Source organism: Treponema socranskii subsp. buccale (assembly GCF_024181585.1).
GTDB lineage: Bacteria > Spirochaetota > Spirochaetia > Treponematales > Treponemataceae > Treponema_D > Treponema_D buccale.
In genome coordinates this window covers 1,620,440-1,641,642 of the sequence record NZ_CP054258.1, presented here as the reverse complement: position 1 = coordinate 1,641,642, position 21,203 = coordinate 1,620,440, and the positions used below count along the sequence as shown (strand labels likewise).

Genomic DNA, 21,203 nt, shown 5'->3' with positions numbered 1-21,203 from the left:
GGACGATTTGAGCGCAGGGGAAAATTATGAAAATACCGGAATTCGGCATATTGCAAATGAACCGCACGCTCTCCGCTCACACGGGCCGCGCAAAGCTTTCGGATATAGCGGGCGCTCCGCTGAACGGCATTCCGTCCGCTGCAAAAAACGCGCTTGAAAAAAAGCGAATCGATTTCGAATCCTATCTCATCGATGCGGTAAAGTCGATGAATGCCGACCAGCTCGACGTCAACGCGCTTGAACAAAAGATTCTCACCGAGCCCGAATCGGTCGATCCGCAGGACGTGACGATCGCGATGGCGAAAGCGCGGATGTCGCTCAGTCTTGCGCAAAACGTGATCGATCGTATCGTTTCCGGTTGGAACGAAATCACGACGACGCGGTAAGGGTGCGCTTCATGTACCTGCGTGCACGGCATGAGGCGGCGATGAGCGTTTATAAAATTTTCTCTTTTCAAAAATATAATAATATGGTATAATTCCCTATACTTTAACGGTGCGATTTGCCGTTTTACGTATTCGTTCACGGGAGGGGTAGATGAACGAATGGCTCAAAAGGCTTACTGAATCTATACGAAATTTGTGGGCAAAAGGAACGGTCGTACAAAAGGTCGTGCTCTTTGCCCTTGTTGCGCTCGTCATCGTTGCAATCGTGCTCGCGGCATCTCTTTCGTCGCGTCCGACGACGGTGCGGCTTTTCAATTCACCGGTTACCGACGAGACGGCGCGGACGAGAATCCTCGACAAATTGAGCGAACAAAACGTCGAAGCGTACGTGACCGACGACGGTTATATTTCCGTCGGAGACGAACGCACCGCGCGGCGCATGAGGGATGTACTTATCGGCGAGGGACTTGTTCCGTCGAATATCGATCCGTTCGCTTCGTTTTACAATCGAAGCTGGTCGACGACGGACGCCGAACAAAACGTGCGCCTTAAAAACGCGATCACGCAGACGGTAAAGCAGCACCTCGAAGCGATCGACGACATAACGAAGGCCGACGTCAACATCGTTTTGCCCGACAACTCTCTGTTTATTTCCGAACAAAATCCGGTAACTGCGAGCATCATTTTGCGCGTAAAGCCTATGAGTTCTCTGCTGCAGGATCCCAGGCGCATACGCGGCATCCAAAGCCTCGTGCAGACGGCGGTCGAAGGATTGCGTCCCGAAAACATTACGATCACCGACGCCGACGGCAATGTCTTAAACGATTTCGCCGCGATGGATGCGATCGATACCGTCAATCTCGTCGCGCGCCAGCAGCGAGAAATTCAAAAGCTCGAAGCCTACTACCGCGCGCAGATTTTAAAATCGCTTCAGAGTACGTATACCGAAGACCGCATGCGCGATTTGAATATCAAAATCGATATGGATATGTCGAAGCGTACGAGCGATTCCACGATCTACACGCCGATTCAAATCCGCGCCGACAATCCGCGCACTCCCTACGACGATTCGGAGCTCCGCGATTCGCTCACGATTTCGCAGCAGACCGTTACGAAAGAATGGCAGGGTACGGGTTTTAATCCCGAAGGACCTGCGGGCACCGAAGGTCAGACGCCGCCCGTGTATTCCGATATGTCGAATGTCATCGGGCGTTCTACCGAAACGGGCGTTACGCAAAACAACGTCGTCAACACTACTCAGGAGCACAAAGAGACGAGTCCGCAGATAGACCGCGTTTCGGTTGCGGCGAACGTCGACGGTACGTGGACGACGCAGCTCGATCCGAAAACCCATCAGCCGGTTATAGATCCGGAAACGGGCAGGATCCAGCGCGTGTATACGCCCGTTCCGACGGATACGCTCGTGCAGACGGCGAACTATATTCAAGGAGCTGTCGGCTACGATGTCAGCAAAAATTATATCGTAACGGTGACGAATATTCCGTACGACAGAACCGCGCAGTTTGCCGCGGAAGACGAAGCGTATTTTGCGGGCATCAGGCGGCGTCTTGCACTTATGATTTCTCTCGGCGCGATTGCGCTCGTGCTCGTGCTGTTCATCGTCATCCGCCTCATTATGCGGGAAATCGAACGGCGGCGCCGTCTTCGTGAAGAAGAGCTTTTGCGCCAGCAGCAGGCTGCCCGCGAGCAGGCGCTGTGGGACGCGAAAGAGGAGGGTATGGGCGTTACGATGTCCGTCGAAGAGTCGCGGCGGGCGGAGCTTCAGGAAAATGCGATCGCGATGGCAAAAGAACATCCGGAAGACGTCGCGATGCTCATACGCACGTGGCTGATGGAGGAGTGACAGTATGGCAGAAGAATCGAAGGGCGCAGGTGCAAAATCGAACAATCCGAAGCCGATTCCGAAGCCCGGCAGCTTAAAAACGCCGACGTCGGCGGGCGGCAAAAAAGGCATAAAAGATTACAAGAGTTTAACCGGCCGGCAAAAGGCCGCGATCTTTCTTGTGTCGCTCGGCAGCGACGTTTCCGCCGAAATCATGAAGCATCTTCGCGAAGACGAAGTCGAAACGCTGACGTTTGAAATAGCGCGTTTGGAAACGATCGACGCGGAATTTAAAGACGCCGTTCTTGAAGAATTCCAAGAGCTGATGAATGCACAGAATTTCATCACGACCGGCGGTATCGACTATGCGCGCGAACTCCTCGAAAAATCGCTCGGAAGCCAAAAAGCGATCGACATCATCAACCGCCTTACGAGTTCGCTCCAAGTGCGCCCCTTCGATTTTATACGGAGAACCGATCCCGCGCACTTGCTGAACTTTATTCAGCAGGAATACCCGCAGACGATTGCGCTCATCCTCGCGTATCTCGAACCGGGCAAAGCCGCCGTCATACTCCAAAATCTGCCCGAAGAAATGCAGCCGGAAGTTTCGAAGCGTCTTGCGACGATGGACAGAACTTCCCCCGATGTTTTGCGCGAAGTCGAACGCGTGCTCGAAAAAAAACTTTCGACGCTTTCAAGCGAAGATTACACTGCAGCCGGCGGCGTCGACAGCATCGTAGAAATTTTGAACCTCGTCGACCGTTCTTCCGAAAAGGCGATCATCGAATCGCTTGAAGAAGAAGATCCCGATTTGGCCGAAGAGATCAAAAAGAAAATGTTCGTCTTCGAAGATATCGTTATGCTCGACGACCGCGCCATTCAAAAAGTGCTGCGCGAAGTCGATACGCAGGAACTCGCAAAAGCGCTCAAATCCGTCGATACGGAAGTGCAGGATAAAATTTTCCGCAATATGTCCAAGCGCGCGGCGAGTATGTTAAAAGAGGATATGGAATTCATGGGGCCGGTGCGCCTCAAAGACGTTGAAGAATCGCAGCAAAAAATCGTTTCGACGATCCGCCGTCTTGAAGATTCCGGTGAAATCGTCATCGCCCGTTCGGGTGAAGACGAACTCGTAACCTGACGGCACTATAGAGGAAGCAGATGGCAAAAACCGTTTTCCGCCCGAATGAAGTCAAATCTCAAAAGGGCGAAGTGATGCTGAAGCTCGTCCACGACTTTAAGCCGGCCGAAGAAAAAAAAGTCGAAAAAGCGCCCGAATACGAAGGGCCGACGGTCGACGATTTGCGGCGCGAAGCGGAAGAGTACAAAAAAAATTGGGAAGCGGAAAAAAAGCGGATGCTCGACGAAGCGCAGGCGTCTGCGGATGAAATCGTCCGGAAAGCGGAACAGGCGGCCTTTGCCGAAGTAAAGCGGCAAACCGACGAAGCGAATATTATTAAAGCCGATGCACAAAAAAGTGCGGAAGAGATCGTAAAAAAAGCGCAGGAATCGGCGCAGGAAATTGTCCGCGATGCCGAGTCTCAGCGGCAAAAAGTCGAATCGGATGCATATAAAAAGGGGTTTGACGAAGGGCACGAAAGCGGCTACCGCGACGGAGAAGCCGAAGCGAACCGTCTCATCGAGCGTATGCACGCGATGCTCGAAGCCGTCATGCGCCGCCGCGAAGAGATTTTGCGCGATACCGAAACGCAGATCGTAGAACTCGTCATTTTGATGACGCGCAAAGTCGTCAAAATCATTTCCGAAAATCAAAAGAGCGTCATCATGAGCAACGTGCTCGCTGCTCTGAAAAAGGTAAAAGGCAGATGCGAAGTGACGCTGCGCGTCAACCTCGAAGACGTCAAACTCACGACGGAACACATAGACGATTTTATCAAGCGGGTCGAAAACATCCGCGGTATTACGGTCGTCGAAGATTCGACGGTCGAAAAGGGCGGATGTATCGTCGAAACCGACTTCGGCGCAATCGACGCGCGCATTTCGAGCCAGCTCAGCGAACTCGAAAATCGCGTCATGGAAATCTCACCGGTAAAGACGCTTGCAAAATCCGACGTGATCGAACCGTCTTCTTAGATTAATAGTATGAATGGCGAGTTTTGAAAGTAGGCATAATAAAAAAAGGTGGTTTCGGCGAGAACCCGTCCGCTTAGCCGCGGTTGAGCTTTTAGAGCAGACTCCCATAGCGGAACGCTCAAAGCGGCACGCAGCCGGAACCTCGCCTTTGCACAATTTTATTCGTTTTCAAAACTCGCCATTCCATATGAACAACAAAAACGGCGGAAAAGGGGCTGTCTCAAAAGTCGGTTACTTTTTCGACAGCCCGTCGAGTTTAAAATTAAGTCTTTATATTGCAAGGACTTAATTTTAAACATCGCATATAAAATCAAGGAAGCTGTCCAAAAACTGAAGTTTTTGGACAGCCCCTTTATGTTAATAAAATCGGTGCGGGTGGGGACATGCGTTCATCGTATACGGGAGAATTCGATTTTTCAAAATACCTCAAAACGGCTGAAGCGATTGATCCGATTTTATACATCGGACACGTGACGGCGGTCAACGGCCTCGAAATCGAAAGCCGCGGTCCGCGTTCGGTCATCGGCGAAATGTGTACGATCCGCATGCCGGATTCGAATGAAACGCTTGCGGCGGAAGTCGTCGCCCTTGACGGTACGACGGTAAAACTCACCGCATACGGAGACACGAAGGGGCTCGAAGTCGGATGCGAAGTCGTCGCTTCCGGTTCCGTACTGCGCGTTCCCGTCGGCTCATCGCTTTTGGGACGCGTCATCGATGCGACGGGAAAACCCTGCGACGGGCTCGGCGAAATCGTGCCGGAAACCTATTATCCCGCAGTCGCTTCTCCTCCCGATCCTATGAAGCGTCTTCCCGTCGTGCGCCGGGTAGCGACGGGAGTTCGTGCGATCGATGCGATGCTCACCGTCGGTAAGGGGCAGCGGCTCGGTATCTTTGCCGGAAGCGGCGTCGGAAAATCGACGCTCATCAGCATGATAGCGCGCAATACCGACGCCGACATCAACGTTATCGGTTTGATCGGAGAGCGCGGCCGCGAAGTGCTCGATTTTATAAACCGCGATTTGGGAAAAGAAGGCTTGGCTCGTTCGGTCGTCGTTATGGCGACAAGCGATCAGCCGTCGATCTGCCGCCTGCGCGCAGCTTACGTGACGACCGCCGTCGCCGAATATTTCCGCGACAAAGGTAAAGACGTCATGCTCATGTTCGATTCCGTTACGCGATTTGCACAGGCGCAGCGGGAAATAGGACTTGCAAACGGCGAACCGCCGGCACAGCGCGGTTATCCGCCGAGCGTGTTCGATATGATCCCGAAGCTGCTCGAAAGAGCCGGTACAAACGACAAGGGGTCGATTACGGCGTTTTATACCGTGCTCGTCGACGGAGACGATCTCAACGAACCGATCACCGACAAAGTGCGCGGAACGCTCGACGGGCATATCATCTTAAACCGCCGCCTCGCACAGGCCTATCATTACCCCGCGATCGACGTGCTGCAGTCGATAAGCCGCCTTTCCAAGCGCGTTACCGGACGCCAAACGCAAAAAGCCGTCGGCATACTGCGCACGCTTATGGCTTCTTATGCGAACAACGAAATGATGATCACGACGGGCATTTATCAAAAAGGCAATTCGGCTGAAATCGATGCGGCTCTCGAAAAGCATGCCGCCATCGAAGCTTTTTTAATGCAGGAAGAATACGAAAAGTGCCCGCTCGACGAAACGCTCAAAAAACTTTCCGAGCTTTCGGGGGTTGCGATTCCGATCGAAGAATACGGAGAAGCTCCCGTCGTTCCTGCTCTGGGTGCCGCGGAAATCGCCGAAGAGTCCGAATGAAAAAATTTGCGTTTCCCCTCGAAGACGTGATGAAATACCGCGAGTATCTGCAAAGCCAAGCGGAACTCGCGCTCGGTAAAGCGATGGCGGTCGAACACGATATTCAAATGCGCATCGACGAAGTCGCTTTTCAATATGCTTCTCTCACCGAAACGATGCGCGGCTCGACCGATTTCAACGACATAGCGCGGGCAAACGATTTTTACGTCCTCCTCGATCAACAAAAAGCGTACCTGTTGGAAAAGCTCGCCGAAGCGAAGCTCGTTTCGGAGCAAAGGCGCAAAGAAATGCAGGAAGCGATGCAAAAAACGGAAGGCCTCCGCAAACTGCGCGAACGGCAGTTCGATGAGTACAGAGATGCGGAGATGAACGAAGCGAACGATGTCGCCGACGACGTGACAAATGCGCGCTCAGCGAGGGAAAGAGTTTAATTAATAATGGAATGCACTGCCGCCGATAAATTCGCGCATGATCGATCTCGCGGGAACGGCAGTCGGCGGAATCGGCGAAAAGTTGTATAAAAAGCTCAAAAGGCGGCACGCTTCTCCGTATTCTTTTTGCGTCGGATTGACGCATCTCAAAAGCGGATCGGCGTAGACTTTGAGGACTGCGAGCTCGTAGTCGAGGGCGGTGTTGAGCATCGCGTCGGCATTGATTTGAAACGGGAAGATGTGTTTTTGCTCTCCCGCTTGCACGCTCGGCCACATAGAAATCGTTTCGGCGGCGCTTTTACCTCGAAACTGCGAGTCGCGCACGATTCTGCGGATGAGACGGTTGTCGCTCGTCGAAATACGGTTATGGTCGTCGAGGTTCAGCTGCGTGAGCGCCGACAGGTAGATTTTAAATTTGAGTTCGTGCGGAATGCGAGAGGTCAGTTTATCGTTTAATCCGTGGATTCCTTCGATTATTAAAATTTCGTTGTGGGCGAGCTTTATCGTATTTTTGTCTTCGTAATAGCGTTCTCCGCGTATAAAGTTATACGACGGGATGCGCACTTCTTTTCCGGCAAAGAGATCGAGCAGATTGTCGTTGAGCAAATCGATGTCGAGCGCTTCAAGGCATTCGTAATCGTAATCGCCGTTTTCGTCTTTCGGATTTTTTTCGCGGCCGACATAATAGCTGTCGAGACTGAGTACGTGCGGCAGGTAACCGATCGCTTGGAGTTCGAGCGCGAGCTTTTTTGCGGCCGTCGTTTTTCCGGAACTCGACGGGCCTGCAATCAATACGGCACGCACCCGCTCGCGCTTTGCGATCTGATCGGCGACGTCGGCGAACTGTCGCTGCTGAAAGGTTTCGGCGATGTCGATAAAATCGTTTATCCTGCGTTCGTTGACGAGCTTGTTTAAAGTCGCCGCCGACGTTACGCCGATGCGTTTTCCCCATTCTTTGTAGCGGCTGTAGATTTCGAAAAGCTGCGGCTGGTCGACGAATTCGGGGAGTTCGTCGGGGGCCGACGGCTGCGGAAAGCGCAGCAAAAAACCTTTGCCGTAGGGGAGGAGGCCGAACGTTTTCAAAAATCCCGTTGACGGAACGAGGGGGCCGAAATAGAGATCGGAAAAATTGTCGAGGGAATTGATTTTAACGCGCGGCGGACAAAAATAGTTCAACTGCAGCCGCGTTTCGACGCGCCCGAGCGCTTCAAAAAGCGAAACCGCGTCCGTATAGGAAAGGAACTGCACGGTTATCGGAAGATTTTTTGCGACGAGGAGACGCATCTCTTTTTCGAGAGCGGCGATCTGCTCCTTATTTATCGGTTTTCCCGTTTCGAGCGTATAGTAATAGCCGCTTCCGAGACTGTGGCCGCACAAAAGGCGTGACAGCGGAAAGAGCTTGTGCGCGGCTGCGGCGAGCAGGAGGCAAAGCGAACGGCGGTACACTTGCGCACCGTCTTTGCTCGAGTCGAGGACGGGTTCGAGATAGGAATTGATTTCGAGCGGTTTGTCGAACGGCTCGACTCCGTTGTTCACTTTTACGGCAAGGATGTGTTCGCTCTTTTCGGAAAAGTGCGGAAGCAGCGTATTGAGCGGCGTACCGGAAGGCACACACAGCGTTTTGCCTGACGGAAAAGTGACGGAAAGCGTATGCCCCTGCATATAGGCGGTATTGGATTTGAACCAATGGCTTCTACCGTGTGAAGGTAGCACTCTACCCCTGAGTTAACCGCCCGAACGATCAAGTATCGAATATAATAATGTATTTTAACAGGTTCGCTATATGCTGTCAAGGAATATGAAAGGAATATGAAAGGAATATGAAAGACCGAATGCGATGCAATGCGCCGCAATACGCAATGCGCCGCCTTGACACTGGCATTTATAAAGCGTAAAATTATTGTTATAAAATGATTTTTATTAATAAGGGGTTATTAGTATGATTAAAGTCGGTATCAACGGTTTCGGTCGCATCGGACGCATGGTATTCCGCGCTGCGGTTTCAAACTTTAACGACATTCAGATTGTCGGCATCAACGATTTGCTCGCTTTCAATAAAGCCGATCCTTCGAAAATGCTGATCGATTATCTCGCATATCTGCTCAAATACGATTCGGTTCACGGCCGCTTTGAAGGCAAAGTCGAATTCGACGATCAGCACCTCATCGTAAACGGCAACAAAATCCGCGTCTTTGCCGAAAAAGATCCGGCGAATATCAAATGGGGCGAATGCGGCGCCGATGTCGTCGTCGAATCGACGGGTTTTTTCCTGACGAAGGAAGCGTGCGAAGCGCACATCAAAGGCGGCGCGAAAAAAGTCGTCATGTCGGCTCCTTCCAAGGACGATACGCCGATGTTCGTGTACGGCGTCAACGACACGACCTATGCGGGTCAGACGATCATTTCGAACGCGTCCTGCACGACGAACTGTCTTGCTCCTCTTGCAAAAGCGATTCACGATGCATACGGTATTAAGCGCGGTCTTATGACGACGGTGCACGCATCGACGGGTACGCAGCTTACGGTCGACGGTCCGTCAAAGGGCGGAAAGGACTGGAGAGGCGGACGCTCCGTATACAACAATATCATCCCGTCGACGACGGGTGCTGCAAAAGCGGTCGGAAAAGTTATCCCCGCGCTCAACGGCAAACTCACCGGTATTTCGATGCGCATCCCGTCTCCCGACGTATCGGTCGTCGATCTTACCTGTCAGCTTGAAAAGGCTGCCGGCAAAGACAAAGACGAAGCGTACAAAAACATCTGCGAAACGATGAAAAAAGCGGCAAACGGCGCGCTTAAAGGCATCGTCGCGTACACCGAAGATCAAGTCGTTTCGACCGACTTTACCGGCGACAGCCACACGTCGATCTTCGATGCGCATGCGGGTCTCGCGCTTGAAAACGATTTTGTAAAGCTGATCGCGTGGTATGATAACGAATGGGGCTACTCGAACAAGCTTTGCGAAATGATCCGCGTTATCAGCAAGTAAGGCTTTCGCCTCGTCGCTCGGATTATTTTTAATAATTATTAATAGATAAAACCGGTCGGTGCGTGATGCGCGTCGGCCGGTTTTTTTATGCGCGATTTCGCTTGAAGCTCCGCTGCTCTAGGGCGAGCTTATGTATGTCGATACCGCCGATGTTCCGTGCAGCTTTTTTCGAATCCGCTCTTGCACGTCTGTCGCAGAAGAGAGTGTCGTCATCGAAAAATAATATCGTTTTTTTTCAAAGACGAAGGACGCGTCGACGCGGTGTTTTATATCGGTAAAAAATATACTGTACCATTTTTTCGGAGGCAGTTCGGTTTCGAGCGATTCGATTCGGCCGAGGTCGATGATCTGTTCGGATGGTTTTTTCCCGCGTGTCATCTGCCGAAACATCAGAGACATAAAATTTTCGGACGGGGAAACGTAAAAATACAGCCCCCGCGCGCAAAAGACGAGGAGTCCCCAAAGCTCGGTGCGCGAAGAAGCGAGCGAGAGCGCTGCGTAGGTTTTTTTGTCCGCATTGATGCACACGAATTCCAGCGCTTCGACGGCATCGCCCGTTTTTTTTTCGAGTTCGATAAAAAATTGTTTTCGTTCGTCATTCATATAAAACAGTATAGCAGATACTGAATAAAAATTACATATCTGCTATACTGGACGCTATGAATGAGAAGAAAAAATCGCCGTTCATTGTGCGGCTTCTAAAAGGGTTTTTGATTTTTTTGTGCGTCATCCTCGTCTCTCTCTTCGGGTGGATCGGTTTTTCCGCTCTCGACAGGATGTCTCCGCTCGAAGTTATTCCGTCCGATTATTCGGTTTTCGTGCATACCGATTCTCTGTGGGATGCCGTTTCTCCGATAATCGATTTGAAAGCCGCCGACGTGCTGCTCGCCGATCCGCTGCTTTCGAATTACCGCGCTCCGTTTATGGAGTTCCGCTCGTCGGCTTTGCGCGACAACAAATACGTACGCTTTGCCGCTTCCAGAAGCGTGTATGCCGCTTTTTATGCGGCAAAGGGGACTTCGTCGTATATCGCCCTCATCGATATGAGTTTCCTTTCCTCGCTGACGAGACTCGCGCCTCTCGTCGCGCCGCATTTGAATATTAATAATTTGGAATATGTCAACGATTACGATTTTCCGTATTTCAAATACGCTGCCGAAAAAAATGCGGCATATTATATCGCCCAAAAGCACAATCTCCTCGTCGTATCCGATTCGCTCGCTGCGCTTTCCCGTGCGATTTTAGACGATAACGCTCATGCGTACAAAAAAGAAGAAAAGGCGATTTTGCTGCAAAAAACAAACGATCCCATCCGCATTATTGCAAACGGAAAGCGGCTTGCCGAACAGTTTGTCGTCGGAAACGATGTCGCCGAGGCGGTTTCTTCTCTGCTCGATGAAACCTCTCTCAGCGTCGTTTCGTTCGGCATTACCGATGCGGATATCACGGTCAAAGCGGAATTCCCGTTTGCGATTTCGGACGAGAGCACATCTCCGCTTGCACCTCTTTTAACAAAAAATTCGAAAATGCCCGCACTTCTTTCGCAGCTCGGAGAGAGCGTGCAGTACTATACGCTGCTCAATGCGGGACAGTTCACTGAATTGAAAGACGCGCTCTTTCCGCTTTTGCAAAAAACATCGGATATCGAGCGCACATGGCAAAGAGCGAACGCGTGGTGTAAGCGGCTTTTTTCGGTATCCCTCGACGATATCGTTTTTTCATGGACGGGCAGCGAATGTGCCGTGCTCGGTATCGAAGGCAACACCGATCCCGTTTTTGTGCTGCAGATACGGGACGCGCGTCAGAGAGAAAAAATATTCGATTCCATATTTTCGTCGTTTGCGATCGAAAACAATACGAATTTAATAATCGGAGGCGTGCGCCTTCCCCGTATCGATATGCCGCTTTTGCTTCGCGAACTGCTTGCGTCCTTCGGCGTCGATCTGCCTCGCCCGTATTATTTTGTACAGGGGGATTATATTTATTTTTCCGAGTCGCCGCAAAATCTTTCGACCGTGTACAACGATCTGAAAGAACGCAAAATGCTTGCGCGGAACGAAAATTGGAAAACGGTGTCCGGCAATCAGTCGGCGGAAGCGACGATGAGCGTGTATTACGATCTGAAACGAAGTGTTCCGTTTTTTATCCGAAACGGTACGCTGCTTGCCGACGTGCTCAAATTATACACGGTCGGTCGCTGCGATTTTCGTTTAAAGAATTCCGTGCTCACCTGTCAGCTGCATGCAGTCGCTTCTTCCGCATCGGATATGCGCCTCGTTCCGGGCTTTCCGATCGCGATCGAAGGAACGACCGACTTTTTGCTGCACGCCGAAGCGGGAAAAAATCCCGGTGCGGTGTTTTGGCTTGAAAACGGAAAAAAGATACGCTCTCTTGAACTTTCGTCCATGAAAAAGACGGAGCTCGGTTTTACCGAAACCGCGTCGATCGTTCCGGCAGCGGAGAAGTGCAGGGAAGGAGGCGTGCTCTGGGCCGTCGGTGCGAACGGTGCGGTACATTTGCTGAACCGCGCTCTTGAAAACGTCGGAAACTTTCCGATCCTCACCGGCGCCGCTCCGTCCGCGCGCCCTGCGGCATTCGGCAAAACACTTTTGATCCCGTCACGCGGATCTGTCATCATCGTCGTAAAAGACGACGGTACCTACGACGAAGTGCGGTTTCCGGACGACGGCGAAATTCTTTCCGCGCCTTCTCTTTCGGGCGATACGGCGGCGGTATACGAAAAGTCGTTTGCAGGCTCGATCTATCTTATGAAAAATCAAAAAATTATTAATGCTTCCGAACCGATGGAAATCGAAGGCATAGGCTTTGACTCGCCAGCGCTGCTGCAAACCGGCGGTTTTCTCTATACGGCGTTTATAACGCAATCGGGCAGGTTTTACCTTTTCAAAGACGGTAAGCTCGAAGACGGATTTCCGATAGAGACGAACGGCGTGTTCTATACGAATGTCGTCTCGTGCGGCTCTTTTTTCTTTGCGCTTTCGGAGGATGCGGATGTGTATCGTTTCGCCCTTGACGGTACCTTTACGACGGTAAAGATTCCCGGCGCTTCCTCTGCGCGGCAAGGGAAAATCGCTTCCGTACGTTCCGCTTCGGGAGATGCCGTGTATGTGTGCGCCGACGAAAACGTACTCTACGGTTTTATGCAGTCGCTCGAACTCGTACCCGGATTTCCCGTCGCGGGCAGGGGCGTACCTGTCATAGCGGATGTCAACGGCGATAAAAAAGACGAATGCATCGTGCTTTCGTTCGATAAAAATTTATATGCGTGGGATATACGATGAAAAAATTAGTAATTATTATTTTTGCGGCGTTCTCGCTTGCACTTGTTTCCTGTATGACGTTTCAAAAAGACGTACTCGTCTCTTCGGATGAAACGGCCGACGGCGGTTTTTCGCTTTCGATGCAGGCGCGCCTTGCCCCCCTCGACGCCGCTTTTTTCGGCGGGGACAATGCGGCAGATTATGCGGCTGAAAGAGCGCATATCATCTCGGAGATACAAAAGCGCCTTGCGTTTCCCGAACTCGAAAAACGGACGGCTTCCCGTCTCTATGCGCTTTTGGGCCGCGCGTATTTTATCGGCGGAAATTCCGCCGAAGCGAAAAAATGCTACGAGCAGGCTGTCCGCCGCTATGCCGACGACAGCGAAGCGATCGTGCTCGGTCATCGTTTGGGAATTGTTAATCTAAAAGAAGCGCTTTCGCTTCGAAGCGGAGACGGAGTCCTCGTCCTCGAATCCGCACTCGGCGCATACAGGGCGGGAAGGTACGATGAAGCGGCAGGCCTCTTCGATACCGCTTTTTTGCTCCTCGCGCCTTTTTATAAAAGCGCATACTCGCCGCTCCGCGAAAAAGCGTGGCGACTTAAAGACGCCGTTACAGGCGATAAAGCGCTTGCAAAATTCTTGCCGCTCGAATCGATTTCGCTTTTACAGATGATCGAAATAACGCAAGTCTCGACGCAGCTTTTGGATATCTATACCGGCGGAAAAAAGTACGGAGGGGAAAGATTGTTTTCCGTTGTGAGGGGTGCGGGTTTGCTGAAAAGCGTTTCCGGCGCTTCGGATGACGCTCAGCTTAGCTCGGCTGCGGAAGCGAACCGTATCCTTTGCGCGCGCTTTTTATGGAACTTGCGGACGGCTGCGGGAAAAAATCCGAATCCCGCACGATATTCCGAGCGCTACCGTGCAAGGATGCTTTCGAGTCCGATCCCCGATGTGCCGCTCGCTTCTCCCGATTTCGATGCGGTGCTCGGCTGCGTTGAAAACGAACTTATGACACTCCGCGACGGAATCAATTTTTATCCCGAAGGAAAAGTGTCGGGCGCGGAATTCAACGCGGCCATTACAAAGATACGATAGCGGATTTTTGTATTAAACGGCTTCAATCGATATGCTTTTCCATGAATAAAAAAGGGGCCGCAAGGAGGATACGGTCCCTTAAAACTTTTTATATATTAAAAAACAATTTTTCGAGTTTCTGAAAACTTCGATTTTTAAAGACGTTCGTTTTGTTTTGCAAGCTTTTTTTCGATGTCGCTTTTTGTCATCTTTTTTGCATTGTACTGCAAAAGCGAATAGCCGGCTTTATTGACTTTTTTGATCCACGCGATATAGCTTCCGCCGCTTTGAAGCGCGTCCGCTTCGTCGAGCAGCTTTGCGCTTTCGGCTTCGCGGGCTTTGTCGTCGAATAAAAATTGCGAAAGAAAAATCTTCGCAAAATACGTTTCAGCATCAGTGCGTGCATCCCTTACCGCGCGCTCGAAATACTCTCCCGCTTTCGCTCTGCTCCCGCCGCCGATGGCCGGTGCGAAATAATACCACTGCGCGATATTCGTGAGTGCATACGACATGGCGGGGTCTTCCTCGAGCGCTTTTTGATAATACTTTTTTACGGCGATACCGTCGTGCATGATGACGCCGACGGTCGCATAGCTCAAATTGCACGAAAGCATATCGGCCGCCGTAGACCACAGCCATTTGTTTATCGCGTCGTTTTTGTGCGCGGAAAAGTACGCGTCGTTTTTATCGTATTGAGTACGTATGAGCGATTTGAGAGAGCCTTCCATCGACGGAATTTGCCGCATATAATTGTACTGTTCGAGGATTTTAAAATTTTCGAAAATCAATTTTTCTTCATCGGTAAAAGATGCGAGCGCGTTTTCTGAAAAATGCTCTGCGGCATAGGCTTCGATTTTTGCAAGCGCGCTCTCGGGGGAAGCGCAGGAAGCGAGGTTCATGCGCAGCGTCATAAAGCCGTCGATTTCCTTTTGCGCTTCGGCGGAAATCGCTTCAGAAAAAAGAGAGGCGAGGGGGAGTGTCAGCGCCAAAATACATACAAGACTTATTCGAATCCGTTTCATTTTCTCTAAACAATAGCGAATCGACTGAAAAAAGGCAAGGGTTTTATTGCTGTTTTGTCAGAGCAGCCGCACAGGAAACTATATGCGCTAAAAAATAGGCGGTACTCCGCACGGTGTAAATCAAATCATACGATTGCATATTGCGCCGAGAAGATATATAATAAAAAATCAAATCGCAAAAAATTTTCGAAACATACAGCAGGGGGCACTATGATTAAAACCGTAAAAGATGTGGATTTAAAAGGCAAGCGCATCGTCATGAGAGTCGATTTCAACGTTCCGATGAAAGACGGCGTCGTTCAGGACGATACGCGTATTATGGCGGCGCTGCCGACGATCAAATACATTCTCGAGCAAAAGCCGCGGAGTCTCGTTTTAATGAGCCATCTCGGCGATCCTGCGAAAGACGTAAAAAAAGCCGCAGAAAAAGCGGAAAAGGCGGGAAAGCCGTTTACCGAAGAGGACAAAGAAAAATTCATCGCGGGTAAAAACCGCATGGCGCCCGTCGCCGCGTATTTGGAAAAAAAGCTCGGCACGCACGTCGCGTTTGCGCCCGACGCGCTCGGTCAAAAAGCCGCCGTCGACGCGCTGCCTGAAGGCGGGGTTATGATGCTCGAAAACGTCCGCTTCCATAAAGAAGAGACGGCAAAGACGGCCGAAGAGCGCGAGGGAATGGCGAAAGAGCTTTCGACTTACGGCGACATCTTCGTCAACGATGCGTTCGGTACCGCGCACCGCGATCAGGCGTCGACTGCGACGATCGCAAAGTTTATGAAAACGGAATGCGTCGGCGGTTTTCTCATGGAAAAAGAAGTGAAGTACCTCGATCCGATGCTGCACAATCCTCCGAAACCGATGGTTGCAATTATCGGAGGTGCGAAAGTTTCTTCGAAGATCGCAGTGCTCGAAAGCCTTTTGAAAAACGCATCGACGCTCGTCATCGGCGGCGGTATGTCGTACACGTTTTTGAAAGCGCAGGGGCACAGCGTCGGAAAATCGCTTGTCGAAGACGATTTTATCGATACGGCGAAAAAATTATTAAGCGAAGCGAAAGAAAAAGGCGTAAACATTATTTTGCCGGTCGATCACAGAGGCGCCGAGTCCTTCGACGCGAACGCTTCCGCCGTTCCGATCGACGGTACCGATATCCCCGACAATCTCATGGCGCTCGATGTGGGACCGAAAACGCTCGAACTGTACAAAAAGGCGATCGGAGAAGCGAAGTCGATCATTTGGAACGGACCTGTCGGCGTTTTCGAATTCGAAGCGTTTTCGAAAGGAACCGAAGCGGTTGCGCGTATGGTCGCCGAAGCGACATCTCGCGGCGCGATGACGGTAGTCGGCGGCGGAGATTCGGTCGCTGCGGTCAATAAATTTCACCTTGCCGATAAGATGAGCCACGTTTCCACGGGCGGCGGGGCGTCGCTCGAATTTCTTGAAGGAAAAACGCTTCCGGGTATCGCGATTTTGGCACAAAAATAATTTATCGATAAACGGCGAGTTTGGAAATTATTAATTTTTCTACAGGAGATACGATAAAAAGCGCCGTCTGAAATATCGTCGGCGCTGGAGTCTAAAGCCGAAAAACGCTGAAGCGTTTTTCTTTTATGGGAGACACTCGCGATTTCTGTGCATTGCTCGAAATCGCAGCGTTCTTATCTCGAGTTTGCACGGATGTTTGCGGAATCTATATATACGTATTGTTTTAATGAAAATCGAATGAATACGATACAGTATAGTTTCGCAAACTCGATTATTGAACGTGTGCGCTTTTGCGCACGACTAAAAACTTTTTCGGAAGTTGCAACTTGCTTGAAGCTTCGCTGCAAGTACCTGCAAAAGTTTTTATAGGAGTTTTTATGGCACGGACACATTATATTGCGGGAAACTGGAAGATGAATACGAGCAAAGCCGAAGCGGTCGCGCTCGCAAAGGATTTGGTTGAGCGGCTGAAAGGCAAACCGAATAAATATATGATCGCTCCTCCCTTCGTCTATCTCGATGCGGTCTCGCAGGTTGTAAAAGGGAGCAATATTATTTTGGGCGCTCAGGATGTCGCCTCTACCGGAAACGGAGCGCACACGGGCGAAGTGTCAGCCGAAATGCTCAAAGACATCGGAGTTCAAGCGGTGATCATAGGGCATTCGGAGCGGCGGCATGAAATCGGCGAAAGCGATATGCTCATCAACGCAAAAGTGCGCAAAGCGCTCGCGTCCGGTCTCGATGTCGTGCTGTGTATCGGAGAGCTGCTGTCCGAACGTGAAGAAGGAAAGGCGGAAAGCGTGTGCGCGTTCCAGCTCGATGCGGGACTTTCAGGCGTAAGGGCCGCCGAAATGGCGCACGTTACGATCGCATACGAGCCGGTGTGGGCGATCGGCACGGGAAAAACCGCGACGCCCGAAGACGCGCAGGCGATCCACGCGTTTTGCAGAGCTCATATCGAAAAGCTCTACGACGAAAAAGTCGCCGACGAAACGATCATTCAGTACGGCGGTTCGATGAAAGCGGCAAATGCAGCCGAACTGCTTTCTCAAAAGGATATCGACGGAGGGCTCATCGGAGGGGCGGCGCTGAAAGCCGACACTTTCGTTCCGATCTGCGTTTTGTAAAAAATTGTATGGGGCGATGTTTAAAATTAAGTCATTGTAATATAAAGACTTAATTTTAAACTCGTCAGCTGTCTGAAAAAAGAACCGACTTTTCAGTCAACCGCTTTCCACAGCATTTTATTATCGGCGATTTCGTAGGTTATGCGCCCTTTTTCATACAAGCACGTAAGAAAGGAGCGGAGCGTCGAGCCGATGAGCACGTACTGCGCGAGCTTCATCGAAATGCCGTTTGCGTTTGCGACTTCGGTTAATAATTCTTCGGCCGTATGCGGCTTCTTTTTTAAAATCTTCATAATGCAGCTTATCGTCTGTAAAACGGCGATTTCGTTCATCTCGACCGTTTCGTCGATCCTCGTGACGGCGTCCCCGTGGCTCGGCACATACCGGTCAGCACGTACGGAGCGGAGCTTTTCGAGTGTATCTAAAAATGAAAAAATGTCGAGCATAAACGGAATCGAAAATTTTGCGATAACTTTTTTGCCGAATACGGCATCTCCGGCAAAGAACGCGCATTTTCCGTCGGGGATCGTGCACATAACGCCGAGCATTTCAAAATAGTGGCCGGGCAGGGCGATAAAGCGTATTTTTTTTCCGTCGGAAAGCTCGACGCACTCTTCATCTCGTATGACGCGCGTCGCTTCGCAGTGCGCGGGAACGTAATAGGATGTGCGCAGTTCGGGAAGCGGAAAGCCGCCCCATGCGAGAGAGGGCTGCAAAAGCGTGTTTTCAACGCTCCCTTTTTCGAGGTAGGGCATCCATATTTCGCATTTCGTTTTTTCTGCAAAATAGGCGTTGCCGCCGGTATGATCGGCGTGCGAATGCGTGTTGATGACCGCTCGGAGATGCCGGTCGGTAAAATGCTCATCAAGAATTTTCTCGATTTTGCGCGCGTCTTTTTCGCTTCCGCCCGAATCGATGAGGTAGAGGCCGCATCCGCTTTCGGTTTTTACGCGTATGACGCCGACGTTCGTTCCGCCGGGGATCACGTAGACGTCGGGGATGAGTTCCTGTATGTCAGTCATAACGCGTAAAAGTATATCAGATAAAGGGGCGGCAGTCAGTATGTTCAAAAACGCGGTCTTCCGGACTCCGCACTTTTATCGCACATCGCTCATTTTACCGTGCGATATCATCCGTCTTTTCCGCCTGCAAAGAGCGGCAGCCGTTTTGTTAACGATTTATTGACTTCGACTTTCGCTTCTTTTCCGTCCCACGTGTAGGTGCCCGTTCTGCTCATGATGTATGAACGGATGCCGGTTTTAATAAAAGCCGAACCGCTTCCGGAAATCGTTCGGAAGACGACGGAGGCGGTAAACGGCTCCTGTTCTTTTTTTATATCGTCGATGAGCGACGGGAATTCGATAATAACGGACTGTGCGTTCGTTTCGTCGGCGTATTCCATGCGCAAAGCGGGAAGCGATGCGCTTATCCTCCTGATCGTCGTTTCGTAGCGTTTCTTTTTATACGTGACGGTGCCGTAGGTTACGTCGGGGATATGAAGTGCGTCGAAGTATTCGCCGTACGTGTTTTTAAAAACCGGATCGGTTTTTGCGCTGCCCGTTTCCGCTATGCGATCTTTGAGCGAAGCGCATTCGTCGATGATATTTTGCGCGGCCGAAATTTTATACGGGTTCGCGTACAGTTCGAACATGGAAATGAATTTGAAATTATCCGCATTTTGCGCCATGAGCTGTCCGCCGAAGGAAGTCAGCGTTTTTATTTTCGGCACGTCCACACGATTCAGCATCGTCACGGCGGCGATCGTATCGAAGATATTGTAGCCCCAGCGGGAAAGCTCCGAACGCGCGGCGTTTTTGAGATAGCTTTTCATCTGCGCGTCGGCTTCTGCTATGACGTTTTCGTTTTCCCGTATGATACTTTCGAGGAGCGGCACGTCGCTTGCCGTGTACGTCTTTGCCGTATCGAGGGTACGAAGCGATTGCGTTTGTACTCTGCTTGCCGTCATCTCTTTTTTAAACTCGGACTCGGAAGTTTTTGTCGCTTTCAACGATATCGTGTATTCGTTCGGTTTTTTCCCTAATGTAAATATGAGATAGGGTCCCCATGCGGTCGCCGTCGCAGAAAAGAGATCGAGATTTTTTCCTTGAAACGCACCGTGAAGGAGCGCATCCAGCGTTTTGTTTTGCGCCGAAATATCGGCTTCGGAAAAATGCGGAGTGGCGAAAAAGCTTTTCGGCGTCCCGTCGAATACCGGATTGTAGCGTGGCATATACGTCCACATCGTAACGAGGTAGAGCGGAATCGATTTCGCTTCGTCTCCGCACTGCAGCACAAGCGTACAGGAACCTTCGCTTGTGAGCGTCATATCGCTTACGGAACAGGTGACGCCGCTTATCGTTTTGCCGTTTTGCGCGACGGTACCGGTATACGAATATTCGTTTTTCTTTTCGGCTTCCGCTTTTACGCCCGAAAGAAAAGCCGACGGAGGAATGACGAGAGGATAAGGCTCGAAGCGCCATTCGGAATCGATCAGGTTTTTATAATAAAAACCCGTCCTGCCGGCTGAATCGGTACCCGCGACGCGGAGGACGCGCGCATCGTTTCCTTTGCCGTTTTGAAATATACAGATGTATTTTGAAAGGCGCGCATTTCCCGAAAGCGCTATGTCCGGCTGCTTACGCCAATCTTCGTTCGGCAATCCCCAGCGCGTAAAATTGGATCGATAGTCGCTGCCTTTGTAGCGCTGTTTTTCGGCGACATAGGTGTATTTGAAAAACATCGGATCGCATCCCATCGTATCGTAATCGATGAGGCGCGTGTACATCGTGCCGTCGTCTCCGATGAGAAAAAGAGTGGAACCGCTCGCGCTGATGTTTTGCGCGGTAAAGGCGCCGCGCTCGGGGCCGAGGATGGTATCGCTCAAATCGGTCGGAAGTCCCGAATCGGTAAAGCGTATTTCCCGTCCGTTTTCGGTGAGAAAGTAGACGGTCGTAACGCCCATCGTTCCCCAATTGTGTTCGTTGCCGAAGCGGTCGGTATACCATTCGATGCTCGATCTCCTCGTACCGGTCGCCCAGCCGCGCTTATGTGCGACGAGATCGTTCTGCACGAGCTGTTTTTTTTCCGGCCAGCCGAAACCGTTCGTCCACACGAATTTTTTATCGACGCGGTTCGATGCGAGCGGGCAGACGAACATCTTTTTTTCATCGTCGAAAGCGAGCAGCATATCGTCGTCGGCAGCGATTTCGACGATCTTTTTCGGTACGTCGAAGCGTTCGCCTCTCGCGATGCGCTTTTTTTTCGGAAAGGGGAGACCCGTCCCTTGAAAGAGCGCCCAGTTTTCGGCACCCGCTTTTTTTATCATGATCTTTCCGTCCGAAAGGCAAAACTCCCAGCCGCGCGAAAAAGTTTGAGTGGGTGTGGCGACGAAAACGTGCTTGGGAAGGTTTCCGTTTATATCGCTTTCCGAAACTACCCGTCTTTTTGCAGTCGGCGCATTGGCCGCTGAAGTGCCTTCCGTCATGTGTGCTCCGATTATTTTTTTGTCGTATAAAAAAAAGATAAGCGCACCCGCGAGGGGGATGGCGGCGGACAAAAATATTTTTCGATATTTCATACGCTTAAGATACACATTTTTACGCGCTCTTCGACAGTACAGCGTCTTTCGAATCCTTAAAAACTCGAGGCGGCTGTCTCAAAAGTCCTTTGCTCTTTCGAC

At 51.0% G+C, this 21,203-nt stretch carries 16 protein-coding genes and 1 tRNA gene; 11 read left to right on the top strand and 6 right to left on the bottom strand.

Translation table 11 applies throughout. From position 1 onward, the window contains the following. Positions 1 to 26: 26 nt before the first annotated feature. The 6 genes from fliE (at position 27) to HRI97_RS07385 (ending at position 6,547) form a co-directional block, all read left to right on the top strand. On the top strand, positions 27 to 386 hold the full coding sequence (gene fliE / locus HRI97_RS07410; protein ID WP_253724867.1) for a flagellar hook-basal body complex protein FliE: 360 nt from the start codon (positions 27 to 29) through the stop codon (positions 384 to 386). Between the two features lie 151 nt (positions 387 to 537). Continuing rightward, positions 538 to 2,250 (top strand): flagellar basal-body MS-ring/collar protein FliF, encoded by a 1,713-nt coding sequence (fliF, locus tag HRI97_RS07405; protein ID WP_253724865.1) that lies wholly within the window; start codon positions 538 to 540, stop codon positions 2,248 to 2,250. 4 nt (positions 2,251 to 2,254) lie between these two features. Then, positions 2,255 to 3,370, top strand: a complete 1,116-nt coding sequence (gene fliG / locus HRI97_RS07400; RefSeq protein WP_253724863.1) for a flagellar motor switch protein FliG — start codon at positions 2,255 to 2,257, stop codon at positions 3,368 to 3,370. Positions 3,371 to 3,390: 20 nt separating this feature from the next. After that, the gene (gene fliH / locus HRI97_RS07395) at positions 3,391 to 4,323 is read left to right on the top strand and encodes a flagellar assembly protein FliH (protein ID WP_253724862.1); all 933 of its coding nucleotides are present in this window, start codon (positions 3,391 to 3,393) and stop codon (positions 4,321 to 4,323) included. Positions 4,324 to 4,706: 383 nt separating this feature from the next. Next, positions 4,707 to 6,116: a FliI/YscN family ATPase gene (locus HRI97_RS07390; RefSeq protein WP_253724860.1), complete on the top strand. Its 1,410-nt coding sequence runs from the start codon at positions 4,707 to 4,709 to the stop codon at positions 6,114 to 6,116. Further along, a complete protein-coding gene (locus tag HRI97_RS07385) occupies positions 6,113 to 6,547 on the top strand; it encodes a flagellar export protein FliJ (RefSeq protein ID WP_180486471.1) in 435 nt (144 codons plus the stop codon). Before HRI97_RS07390 ends, HRI97_RS07385 begins: the two co-directional genes overlap by 4 nt. Here the strand turns inward: HRI97_RS07385 and HRI97_RS07380 are convergent, their stop codons facing one another. Both HRI97_RS07380 and HRI97_RS07375 read right to left on the bottom strand, forming a co-directional pair. Beyond that, positions 6,548 to 8,209, bottom strand: coding sequence for a nucleoside kinase (locus HRI97_RS07380; RefSeq protein ID WP_253724858.1), 1,662 nt, complete (start codon positions 8,207 to 8,209; stop codon positions 6,548 to 6,550). Between the two features lies 1 nt (position 8,210). Further along, a tRNA-Val gene (locus HRI97_RS07375) sits at positions 8,211 to 8,282 on the bottom strand. Positions 8,283 to 8,486: 204 nt separating this feature from the next. On the opposite strand from HRI97_RS07375, the gene gap reads away from it, so the two are divergent. Continuing rightward, on the top strand, positions 8,487 to 9,536 hold the full coding sequence (gene gap / locus HRI97_RS07370) for a type I glyceraldehyde-3-phosphate dehydrogenase (protein WP_253724857.1): 1,050 nt from the start codon (positions 8,487 to 8,489) through the stop codon (positions 9,534 to 9,536). A gap of 117 nt (positions 9,537 to 9,653) precedes the next feature. Here gap and HRI97_RS07365 read toward each other — a convergent pair whose 3' ends face one another. Then, the gene (locus tag HRI97_RS07365) at positions 9,654 to 10,139 is read right to left on the bottom strand and encodes a hypothetical protein (protein WP_253724855.1); all 486 of its coding nucleotides are present in this window, start codon (positions 10,137 to 10,139) and stop codon (positions 9,654 to 9,656) included. A gap of 56 nt (positions 10,140 to 10,195) precedes the next feature. Here HRI97_RS07365 and HRI97_RS07360 point away from each other — a divergent pair, with 56 nt between their 5' ends. Together HRI97_RS07360 and HRI97_RS07355 are read left to right on the top strand one after the other, a co-directional pair. After that, on the top strand, positions 10,196 to 12,838 hold the full coding sequence (locus HRI97_RS07360; protein ID WP_253724853.1) for a hypothetical protein: 2,643 nt from the start codon (positions 10,196 to 10,198) through the stop codon (positions 12,836 to 12,838). Then, a complete protein-coding gene (locus HRI97_RS07355; protein WP_253724852.1) occupies positions 12,835 to 13,914 on the top strand; it encodes a tetratricopeptide repeat protein in 1,080 nt (359 codons plus the stop codon). Before HRI97_RS07360 ends, HRI97_RS07355 begins: the two co-directional genes overlap by 4 nt. 134 nt (positions 13,915 to 14,048) lie before the next feature. Here the strand turns inward: HRI97_RS07355 and HRI97_RS07350 are convergent, their stop codons facing one another. Then, entirely contained in the window at positions 14,049 to 14,915 is an 867-nt protein-coding gene (locus HRI97_RS07350) for a hypothetical protein (protein WP_253724850.1), read from the bottom strand. A 210-nt stretch (positions 14,916 to 15,125) separates the two neighbouring features. On the opposite strand from HRI97_RS07350, the gene HRI97_RS07345 reads away from it, so the two are divergent. Together HRI97_RS07345 and tpiA are read left to right on the top strand one after the other, a co-directional pair. Beyond that, positions 15,126 to 16,397 (top strand): phosphoglycerate kinase, encoded by a 1,272-nt coding sequence (locus tag HRI97_RS07345; protein WP_180486464.1) that lies wholly within the window; start codon positions 15,126 to 15,128, stop codon positions 16,395 to 16,397. A gap of 377 nt (positions 16,398 to 16,774) precedes the next feature. Further along, entirely contained in the window at positions 16,775 to 17,524 is a 750-nt protein-coding gene (gene tpiA, locus HRI97_RS07340; protein ID WP_253724849.1) for a triose-phosphate isomerase, read from the top strand. A gap of 92 nt (positions 17,525 to 17,616) precedes the next feature. On the opposite strand, the gene HRI97_RS07335 is transcribed toward tpiA, so the two are convergent. Together HRI97_RS07335 and HRI97_RS07330 are read right to left on the bottom strand one after the other, a co-directional pair. Beyond that, the gene (locus tag HRI97_RS07335; protein WP_180486462.1) at positions 17,617 to 18,546 is read right to left on the bottom strand and encodes an MBL fold metallo-hydrolase; all 930 of its coding nucleotides are present in this window, start codon (positions 18,544 to 18,546) and stop codon (positions 17,617 to 17,619) included. Between the two features lie 107 nt (positions 18,547 to 18,653). After that, positions 18,654 to 21,101, bottom strand: a complete 2,448-nt coding sequence (locus tag HRI97_RS07330) for a hypothetical protein (protein ID WP_253724847.1) — start codon at positions 21,099 to 21,101, stop codon at positions 18,654 to 18,656. Positions 21,102 to 21,203 lie beyond the last annotated feature (102 nt).

Coding starts and splice junctions, on each gene's coding strand:
- HRI97_RS07380 (WP_253724858.1), bottom strand. CDS start 8,209: ATGCAGGGGCATACGCTTTCCGTCACTTTTCCGTCAGGCAAAACGCTG.
- gap (WP_253724857.1), top strand. CDS start 8,487: ATGATTAAAGTCGGTATCAACGGTTTCGGTCGCATCGGACGCATGGTA.
- HRI97_RS07365 (WP_253724855.1), bottom strand. CDS start 10,139: ATGAATGACGAACGAAAACAATTTTTTATCGAACTCGAAAAAAAAACG.
- tpiA (WP_253724849.1), top strand. CDS start 16,775: ATGGCACGGACACATTATATTGCGGGAAACTGGAAGATGAATACGAGC.
- HRI97_RS07385 (WP_180486471.1), top strand. CDS start 6,113: ATGAAAAAATTTGCGTTTCCCCTCGAAGACGTGATGAAATACCGCGAG.
- fliH (WP_253724862.1), top strand. CDS start 3,391: ATGGCAAAAACCGTTTTCCGCCCGAATGAAGTCAAATCTCAAAAGGGC.
- HRI97_RS07350 (WP_253724850.1), bottom strand. CDS start 14,915: ATGAAACGGATTCGAATAAGTCTTGTATGTATTTTGGCGCTGACACTC.
- fliG (WP_253724863.1), top strand. CDS start 2,255: ATGGCAGAAGAATCGAAGGGCGCAGGTGCAAAATCGAACAATCCGAAG.
- HRI97_RS07355 (WP_253724852.1), top strand. CDS start 12,835: ATGAAAAAATTAGTAATTATTATTTTTGCGGCGTTCTCGCTTGCACTT.
- HRI97_RS07360 (WP_253724853.1), top strand. CDS start 10,196: ATGAATGAGAAGAAAAAATCGCCGTTCATTGTGCGGCTTCTAAAAGGG.
- fliE (WP_253724867.1), top strand. CDS start 27: ATGAAAATACCGGAATTCGGCATATTGCAAATGAACCGCACGCTCTCC.
- HRI97_RS07345 (WP_180486464.1), top strand. CDS start 15,126: ATGATTAAAACCGTAAAAGATGTGGATTTAAAAGGCAAGCGCATCGTC.
- HRI97_RS07330 (WP_253724847.1), bottom strand. CDS start 21,101: ATGAAATATCGAAAAATATTTTTGTCCGCCGCCATCCCCCTCGCGGGT.
- HRI97_RS07390 (WP_253724860.1), top strand. CDS start 4,707: ATGCGTTCATCGTATACGGGAGAATTCGATTTTTCAAAATACCTCAAA.
- fliF (WP_253724865.1), top strand. CDS start 538: ATGAACGAATGGCTCAAAAGGCTTACTGAATCTATACGAAATTTGTGG.
- HRI97_RS07335 (WP_180486462.1), bottom strand. CDS start 18,546: ATGACTGACATACAGGAACTCATCCCCGACGTCTACGTGATCCCCGGC.